This is a genomic window from Pradoshia sp., assembly GCF_051873915.1.
Taxonomy (GTDB): Bacteria; Bacillota; Bacilli; order Bacillales; family Pradoshiaceae; genus Pradoshia.
In genome coordinates, this window is the sequence record NZ_JBJEFJ010000131.1 from 31,644 (window position 1) to 40,076 (window position 8,433).

The following is an 8,433-nucleotide window of genomic DNA, read 5'->3' on the forward strand; positions in this document are numbered from 1 at the left end:
TACAAAAGATCGCACAAACCCGCTCCTCGTTCCAATAAATAAAAAAGGCACGGCCACGCGCCCATCAAACAGGCAAACATGTCCGTGTCTTTTCATTCATAACACCTTATTCTTCTTCATACTCCCGCAGTATTTCATCCACTGCCAGGATGATTCCTTGGTAGGCGAAGAGGGCGGCGGCAAGGGTTGGAAGGCCGCTTCTTGTGCCGTCTTCATTTGGTACAAGACCGCGCGTAGCCTTGATGTCAATGTGTACATCTGCGATCTCAGCTAGGTTTGGCTTGCCTTCTTCTTCAGCTGTTACACCTTGAGAAACGGCGACAAATGGGACGTGCTGGCCGCGCAGAGATTCAGCCAGGGCGACGGCTTCTTTTTCCGTCGCTGAACGGGCGAAGATAATGGCGCGGTCGCGCTGCTCGGCTTGGACCATGTATTGTCCGCTGTACAGCTTCTTCATGCCCTTCAATGGTTCAGGTCCGTTAATGGCTTGAGCGACAATGCCCTCCATTTCCTTGAAGCCATGGATGTAGACTTGTCCTTTTGCTGCAAGAGCCTGGGCAAGTAAGCGTGCAGCATCCTCAATAGTATCTTGCTCATCTTGCTCGATTTTTTTATATACACCTGTTAATTGTGTCAGGAAAATCTTTAGCATCTGAAATCAGCTCCTGTTCAATTTTTTTAGGGAATGTGCCTATATCTAGTAGATACAGTATGCGAATCTCATGAACTTGTCAAAGCTTTCATGATAGATTAAGAAGAGAATATGATTTTTGTTATCCAATTTATGGATTTTAAAGGGTTTTTTGGCTTTAAGAGAGAAGATATATATAGAAATGGTATACAGGTTAGCGGTTTTAGAAGGAGCTGTGAAGAATATGAACGATAAAAAAATACTCATCGTGGATGATCAGTTCGGAATCAGGATACTATTGAATGAAGTACTGCAGCAAGAGGGCTACCAGACTTTCCTGGCTGCAAATGGGGAGCAGGCACTTGTCCTCCAAAAGCAAGAGGACCCGGATCTTGTCCTGCTTGATATGAAGATTCCAGGCATGGACGGCATCGAGATCTTGAAGAGGATGAAGCAGGCGGATAAAGATATTCGTGTACTGATCATGACAGCCTATGGAGAGCTGGATATGATTCAGGAGGCACTCAGCCTGGGAGCATTGACTCATTTTGCCAAGCCATTTGACATTGATGATATTCGAAAAGCTGTCAAAAAGCACCTTCTAGTAGTAAATTATGACAGTTAGGAGGAAATGTGTCTTCATTATTGATACTTTCTTCACAATTTTGGTATGCTATATGTGGCTTCTTTTCTGAGGTCTTTTCTCAGATAAGGAATACATATCGACCCGTTTGGGAAAATGATAAGAGACAACTTTTTAAGTTCTCTTATTATTAACAAGGAGGAAAAAACATGCCTTTAGTTTCAATGACAGAAATGCTTAACAAAGCATTGGAAGGTAAATATGCAGTTGGTCAATTCAACATCAACAACCTTGAGTGGACTCAAGCTATCCTAGCTGCTGCAGAAGAAGAAAAATCACCAGTTATCCTTGGTGTATCTGAGGGTGCTGCTCGTCATATGGGCGGATTCAAAACCGTTGTAATGATGGTTAAAGGTCTTTTAGAAGACATGAACATCACTGTTCCTGTTGCTATTCACCTTGACCACGGTTCTTCTTTCGATAAATGTAAAGCGGCAATCGATGCAGGTTTCACATCTGTTATGATCGATGCTTCTCACCATCCATTCGAAGAGAACGTTGAAACAACTAAAAAGGTTGTTGACTACGCTCACGCTAACGGAGTTTCTGTTGAAGCAGAACTTGGAACTGTCGGCGGACAAGAAGACGACGTTGTTGCTGACGGCGTAATCTATGCTGATGCTCAAGAATGTAAAGAACTTGTTGAGAAAACTGGCATCGACTGCCTTGCTCCAGCACTTGGTTCTGTACATGGTCCTTACAAAGGTGAACCAAACCTTGGCTTCGCTGAAATGGAAGAAATCAAAAACCTTACTAACATGCCATTAGTACTACACGGTGGTACTGGTATCCCTGAAGCAGATATCAAAAAATCTATCTCTTTAGGTACTTCTAAAATCAACGTTAACACTGAGAACCAAATTGCATTCGCAAAACGCGTTCGCGAAGTGCTTGACGCTGACAAAGAAGTTTACGATCCACGTAAATTCATCGGACCAGGACGCGAAGCTATCAAAGAAACAGTTGTTGGCAAAATCCGCGAATTCGGTTCTAACGGAAAAGCTTAATTTTTCCATATATCAAGAGATGCTCTCTTTTTGTAGAGAGCATCTTTTTTTGAGTTAAAATAATTTTTGGAAAAATGGGGGTATAATTATTTGCTCTAATAGGGTGAACAGTGCCACAATATAAGCAGACCAAAACTCATATTACGGGAGGAAGAAAAGGATGAAGTTTTTTATCGATACAGCTAATTTAGATGAAATAAAGGAAGCGCATGCATTAGGCGTGCTTGCTGGTGTAACAACAAATCCATCATTAGTGGCTAAAGAAAAAGGTGTATCCTTTCATGACCGCCTCCGCGAGATTACGGCACTAGTTCCCGGTTCTGTCAGTGCAGAGGTTATTTCACTGGATGCAGAGGAAATGATTCGCGAAGGGAAAGAGCTTGCGAAAATCGCTCCAAATATTACGGTGAAGGTTCCAATGACTCCGGACGGATTGAAAGCCGTTCGTGCTTTGACAGATGAGGGCATCAAAACGAATGTCACGCTCATCTTTAATGCCAATCAAGCACTTTTAGCTGCACGTGCTGGTGCAACCTATGTGTCTCCGTTCATTGGAAGACTTGATGACATTGGCCAAAATGGGCTGGATTTGATTTCTGAAATTGCGGAGATCTTCGCCATTCATGATATTGATTCTGAAATCATTGCGGCAAGCATCCGTCACCCGCAGCACGTGACACAGGCAGCCTTGCGCGGTGCGCATATTGCGACGATTCCATATAAGGTCATCCTGCAATTATGCAAGCATCCATTGACTGATAAAGGAATTGAAGGCTTCTTGAAAGATTGGCAAGGAAGAGAAGGACAATAATTTCCAAAAGATATACATTATATATGGGAAATTGTGTAAAATAGTAAGATGCAAGGATTCTTACAGGGGATTGATTCAAAGAAATACCTTATTCTCGCCAACACGTATGAGCAGATTGACCAACATGTGGCGCTGAAGGGAGTAATTATGGAAAAGCTGAAAATAGCGGGTGGATACCCGTTAAAAGGGGAAGTTCGCATAAGTGGTGCCAAGAATAGCGCTGTGGCTTTGATCCCGGCGACTATTTTGGCGGGTTCATCGGTTACGATTGAGGGACTGCCTGAGATCTCTGACGTGGAAATGCTCAAAGGATTGCTTGAAGAGATTGGCGGCAAGGTTACCCTTGAGAATAACGAAATGACAGTGGACCCTTCTAAGATGATTCCGATGCCTTTGCCAAACGGGCGTGTTAAGCAGCTGCGGGCTTCCTACTACTTGATGGGCGCAATGCTCGGCAAATTCAAGAAGGCTGTCATTGGGCTTCCCGGCGGATGTTACCTCGGTCCAAGGCCCATTGACCAGCATATTAAAGGATTTGAGGCGCTTGGTGCACAAGTAACCAATGAGCAGGGAGCTATTTACCTGCGTGCGGATGAGCTTCGCGGTGCCCGCATTTATTTGGATGTCGTCAGTGTTGGGGCGACGATTAATATTATGCTTGCAGCCGTTTTGGCAAAAGGGAAAACGATTATTGAGAATGCCGCCAAAGAGCCGGAAATCATTGATGTGGCTACCCTTTTAACCAATATGGGCGCACGGATCAAGGGAGCTGGAACGGATGTGATTCGCATCGAGGGTGTAGAAGAGCTGCACGGATGCCGTCATACCATTATTCCAGACCGGATTGAGGCAGGCACATACATGATCATTGCGGCGGCAGCCGGAGATGGCGTTCTCATTGATAATGTGATTCCTCAGCATCTGGAATCTCTTATCGCTAAGATGAGGGAAATGGGCGTCGTCATTGAAGAGCGGGATGATCAAATCTACATTCCGAAGACAGATAAATTGAAGGCAGTCGACATAAAGACATTGGTTTACCCAGGTTTTCCGACTGATCTGCAGCAGCCTTTCACGGCTCTTTTAACAAAAGCGAGCGGTTCAGCGGTTGTCACTGACACCATCTATGGGGCACGTTTTAAGCATATTGATGAGTTGCGGAGAATGAATGCCGATATTAAGGTAGAGGGTCGTTCAGCAATCGTGAATGGACCGGTTAAATTGACTGGCGCGAAGGTGAAGGCAAGCGATCTGCGGGCTGGAGCAGCTTTAATTGCGGCAGGGCTTCTGGCAGAAGGTGTAACAGAGATAACCGGCGTAGAACATATAGACCGCGGTTATAGTTTTATCGTAGACAAGCTTTCCGGGCTTGGAGCGACGATTTGGAGAGAAGGATTAACAGAACGAGAGATTGAACAGCTGAAGAATTCGTAAGCCAAAAAGAATCGGGGGAAGCAGGAATGGAAAGAAGCTTATCGATGGAATTGGTTAGGGTTACCGAGGCCGCAGCCTTGGCATCTGCAAGATGGATGGGACGCGGCAAGAAGGATGAAGCGGATGATGCCGCAACAAGCGCTATGCGGGATGTATTTGATACGGTTCCGATGAAAGGGACGGTCGTCATTGGTGAAGGTGAAATGGACGAGGCCCCAATGCTCTATATCGGCGAGAAATTAGGGACGGGATACGGCCAGCGTGTAGACGTAGCTGTTGACCCGCTTGAAGGAACGAACATCGTCGCATCAGGCGGCTGGAATGCCTTGGCTGTACTGGCTGTGGCAGACCATGGGAATTTGCTGCATGCGCCTGACATGTATATGGACAAGATTGCGGTTGGACCTGAGGCGGTTGGTCAAATTGACATTAACGCCCCAATCATTGACAACCTGAAAGCCGTAGCCAAAGCCAAGAATAAAGATATCGAGGACATTGTTGCCACTGTCTTAAACCGTGAACGTCACGAGCATATCATTCACCAGCTGAGAGAAGCCGGCGCCCGCATTAAGTTAATTAATGATGGTGATGTGGCAGGGGCAATCAATACAGCCTTTGATAATACAGGTGTAGATATTTTATTCGGTTCAGGCGGAGCCCCAGAAGGTGTGCTTGCTGCTGTAGCCCTCAAATGCCTCGGAGGCGAAATCCAAGGCAAGCTTATCCCACAAAGTGAAGCCGAGCAAGAGCGCTGCTTGAATATGGGCATTGACGTCAACAAGATTCTCCTCATGGAAGACCTTGTCCGCGGGGATGACGCCATATTCGCTGCTACAGGCGTAACAGACGGCGAATTGCTGAGAGGCGTTCAATTCAAGAGCAATAATTATGGTCACACACACTCCATCGTTATGAGAGCGAAGTCAGGAACAGTCCGCTTCATCGATGGCAAACATAGCTTGAAGAAAAAACCAAATCTGGTCATCAAACCGTAGTTTGGTGAATTTCAGGCAAATCCTCCAGATAAATAAACTGGGGGATTTGTTATAATATTTTTGAAATTGTGTTATATTGAGAATATTGCGGTAGTTGTGTGAATTTCATAGAAGAACACTCAAAGTTGAAGTATGCATGAAAACCGAGTACAATTAGGTATGTTTCGCTATTGTAAAGAATATTAACGCAATGTAAAGGTGTACAATTATACCACAACTGCTTCTAATACCTTCTGATTCTTTTCTTCTTGATTTCCTATCCAAGTATCATTTAATCAATCACAAGCAATACAAATACAACTTATTTTAAAGTGTGGTGTCATAATGGAATTAACGATTTCCGATTTAGAGAATTTAAAACTGAAAGAACTATATGAACAAGCAAAGAAATATAAAGTATCCTATTACAGTAAGTTGACGAAGAAAGAGCTTATTTTTGCCATTTTAAAGGCGCAAGCAGAGCGGGACGGTTATTTATTTATGGAAGGTGTCCTTGAAATCATTCCTTCTGAGGGCTTTGGCTTCCTGCGCCCAATCAATTATTCTCCGAGCAGCGAGGATATTTATATATCTGCTTCCCAAATTCGCCGTTTCGATCTTCGAAATGGGGACAAGGTATCTGGTAAGGTGCGTCCGCCTAAGGAAAATGAACGCTATTACGGCCTGCTTCATGTGGAGGCAGTCAATGGTGATAATCCTGAATCAGCGAAGGAGCGCGTCCATTTCCCGGCTCTTACACCGCTCTACCCAGATCGTCAGGTCGTTCTTGAGACAACGCCTCGCAATATGTCAACACGTGTCATGGATATTATCTCTCCAGTTGGATTCGGTCAAAGGGGCTTGATTGTTGCACCGCCAAAGGCTGGTAAAACAATGCTCCTGAAAGAGATTGCTAATGCAATCACAACGAATCATCCGGAGGCGGAATTAATTGTCCTCCTGATTGATGAGCGTCCAGAAGAGGTAACAGATATCGAGCGTTCCGTACAAGGGGATGTCGTCAGCTCTACCTTTGATGAAGTGCCAGAGAATCATATTAAGGTGGCTGAACTCGTATTAGAGAGAGCGATGCGTCTTGTTGAGCATAAACGTGACGTGATTATCCTAATGGACAGTATCACGAGACTAGCGAGAGCCTATAACCTGGTCATCCCGCCAAGCGGAAGAACCCTTTCCGGAGGGATTGACCCGGCAGCCTTCCACCGTCCGAAGCGTTTCTTCGGCGCGGCCCGTAATATTGAGGAGGGCGGAAGCTTGACGATTCTGGCAACAGCACTCGTGGATACTGGCTCACGTATGGATGATGTTATCTATGAGGAATTCAAAGGAACAGGGAATATGGAGCTTCATCTTGATCGTTCGCTTGCGGAGAGAAGAATCTTCCCAGCAATCGATATCCGCCGCTCCGGCACACGGAAAGAAGAGCTCATCATTCCAAAGGATCATCTCGAGAAGCTATGGGCAATCCGCAAAACGATGTCCGATATGCCAGACTTTGCCGAGCGTTTATTGCGTAAATTGAAGCAAACTAAGACAAATCAAGAGTTCTTTGACTACCTCGATGAGGAAATGAAGAAATCAACGAACAACAAAAGAATCCTCTAAATAAAACAGAGGCGATTTGTTGATTTATAAAAGTATGTCTGTTATACTGTTTTAAGTGCACTTCACTTGTGTGAAAAGGCACCTTATAACTCTGTTTCGAAAGACTCAGGGCGGAAGGAGTGGAAAAGATGAAAGCAGGAATTCACCCTAATTACAAAAAAGCCATGGTTAAATGTGCTTGTGGTAATGAATTTGAAACTGGCTCCGTTAAAGAAGAAGTGCGCGTAGAGGTTTGCTCTGAGTGCCACCCATTCTACACTGGACGTCAAAAATTCGCTTCTGCTGATGGACGTGTTGAACGTTTCAACAAGAAGTACGGATTCAAATCTCAACAACAACAATAATAATGATTTTACTAGGAACAGGCAGCGGGCTAGCCGCTTGCCTGTTTTTTATTGGGCCCATTTCCATATGAATATGGTCCATTTTGGAATTTAAGCAAGAATCGTAATTATACATTTTTAAGGATTTTTAGTCATGATATAATAGGATACAGTGGTAAACATTATTCTTATGATGAATTGATCGAGTATGAGTGAAGGAAGGGAGACACCATCGCATGTACGAAATGAAACAAACGGGCTGGATGGAACTAATTTGCGGCAGCATGTTTTCCGGCAAATCTGAAGAACTGATCAGAAGGGTGAGGAGAGCGGTATTCGCTAAGCAATCCATCGCTGTATTTAAACCCGCTATTGATAATCGTTACAGTGAGGAGGCGGTCGTTTCCCACAATGGATCATCTGTTATAGCGAAATCCATTACGCATTCATCAAAAATCTTTGAACATATTGATATGGAAACAGATTTAATTGCCATTGATGAAGTCCAATTCTTCGATGACGAGATTGTCGAGGTTGCTCAGCACTTGGCTGACAGCGGCTATCGTGTCATCTTAGCTGGTCTTGACCAAGACTTCCGCGGTGAGCCGTTTGGACCGATGCCGCAGCTGATGTGTCTTGCGGAACAAGTGACCAAGCTTCAGGCTGTCTGCTCTGTATGCGGATCACCAGCCAGCCGTACGCAGCGTCTTATCGACGAGAGACCGGCAGGATATGACGATCCAATCATTTTGGTTGGCGCATCCGAGTCCTATGAGCCTAGATGCCGTCACCACCATGAAGTGCCTGGCAAGAAAGAGGCTGTACCAACCCCGCTTGATGGCGGTATATGTGAATAAAATCAGTTAAACACCTTCATGATGAGAGGGTGTTTTTTTGTCCCGCTTTAACGGAAAAAAAGCATGAGGAAATCGAGAAGCTTAAGAGGCAGCAATTATCCGTAAAAGCCCGATTGGTTCAACTAAC

Annotated in this window: 9 protein-coding genes; 8 read left to right on the top strand and 1 reads right to left on the bottom strand. The window is 44.7% G+C overall.

Annotated elements, in window-relative coordinates; all coding sequences use genetic code 11:
* Positions 1–106: 106 nt before the first annotated feature.
* On the bottom strand, positions 107–652 hold the full coding sequence (locus ACI35L_RS11780) for a DUF2529 family protein (protein ID WP_049669293.1): 546 nt from the start codon (positions 650–652) through the stop codon (positions 107–109).
* A 223-nt stretch (positions 653–875) separates the two neighbouring features.
* On the opposite strand from ACI35L_RS11780, the gene ACI35L_RS11785 reads away from it, so the two are divergent.
* The 8 genes from ACI35L_RS11785 (at position 876) to ACI35L_RS11820 (ending at position 8,306) form a co-directional block, all read left to right on the top strand.
* Complete coding sequence (locus ACI35L_RS11785) at positions 876–1,256, top strand: response regulator (protein ID WP_049672703.1); 381 nt, start codon at positions 876–878, stop codon at positions 1,254–1,256.
* 167 nt (positions 1,257–1,423) lie between these two features.
* Positions 1,424–2,281 carry a class II fructose-bisphosphate aldolase gene (locus ACI35L_RS11790; protein WP_049669294.1) on the top strand — a complete coding sequence of 286 codons (858 nt, stop codon included), beginning with the start codon at positions 1,424–1,426 and terminating at the stop codon, positions 2,279–2,281.
* A gap of 160 nt (positions 2,282–2,441) precedes the next feature.
* The gene (fsa, locus tag ACI35L_RS11795) at positions 2,442–3,092 is read left to right on the top strand and encodes a fructose-6-phosphate aldolase (RefSeq protein WP_049669295.1); all 651 of its coding nucleotides are present in this window, start codon (positions 2,442–2,444) and stop codon (positions 3,090–3,092) included.
* A 147-nt stretch (positions 3,093–3,239) separates the two neighbouring features.
* A complete protein-coding gene (locus tag ACI35L_RS11800; protein WP_049672704.1) occupies positions 3,240–4,526 on the top strand; it encodes a UDP-N-acetylglucosamine 1-carboxyvinyltransferase in 1,287 nt (428 codons plus the stop codon).
* Between the two features lie 26 nt (positions 4,527–4,552).
* Positions 4,553–5,521 (top strand): class II fructose-bisphosphatase, encoded by a 969-nt coding sequence (glpX, locus tag ACI35L_RS11805; protein ID WP_049669296.1) that lies wholly within the window; start codon positions 4,553–4,555, stop codon positions 5,519–5,521.
* A gap of 324 nt (positions 5,522–5,845) precedes the next feature.
* A complete protein-coding gene (rho, locus tag ACI35L_RS11810; RefSeq protein WP_049669297.1) occupies positions 5,846–7,126 on the top strand; it encodes a transcription termination factor Rho in 1,281 nt (426 codons plus the stop codon).
* Positions 7,127–7,254: 128 nt separating this feature from the next.
* Entirely contained in the window at positions 7,255–7,470 is a 216-nt protein-coding gene (gene rpmE / locus ACI35L_RS11815) for a 50S ribosomal protein L31 (RefSeq protein ID WP_049669298.1), read from the top strand.
* Between the two features lie 215 nt (positions 7,471–7,685).
* On the top strand, positions 7,686–8,306 hold the full coding sequence (locus ACI35L_RS11820; protein ID WP_049669299.1) for a thymidine kinase: 621 nt from the start codon (positions 7,686–7,688) through the stop codon (positions 8,304–8,306).
* Positions 8,307–8,433: the final 127 nt, after the last annotated feature.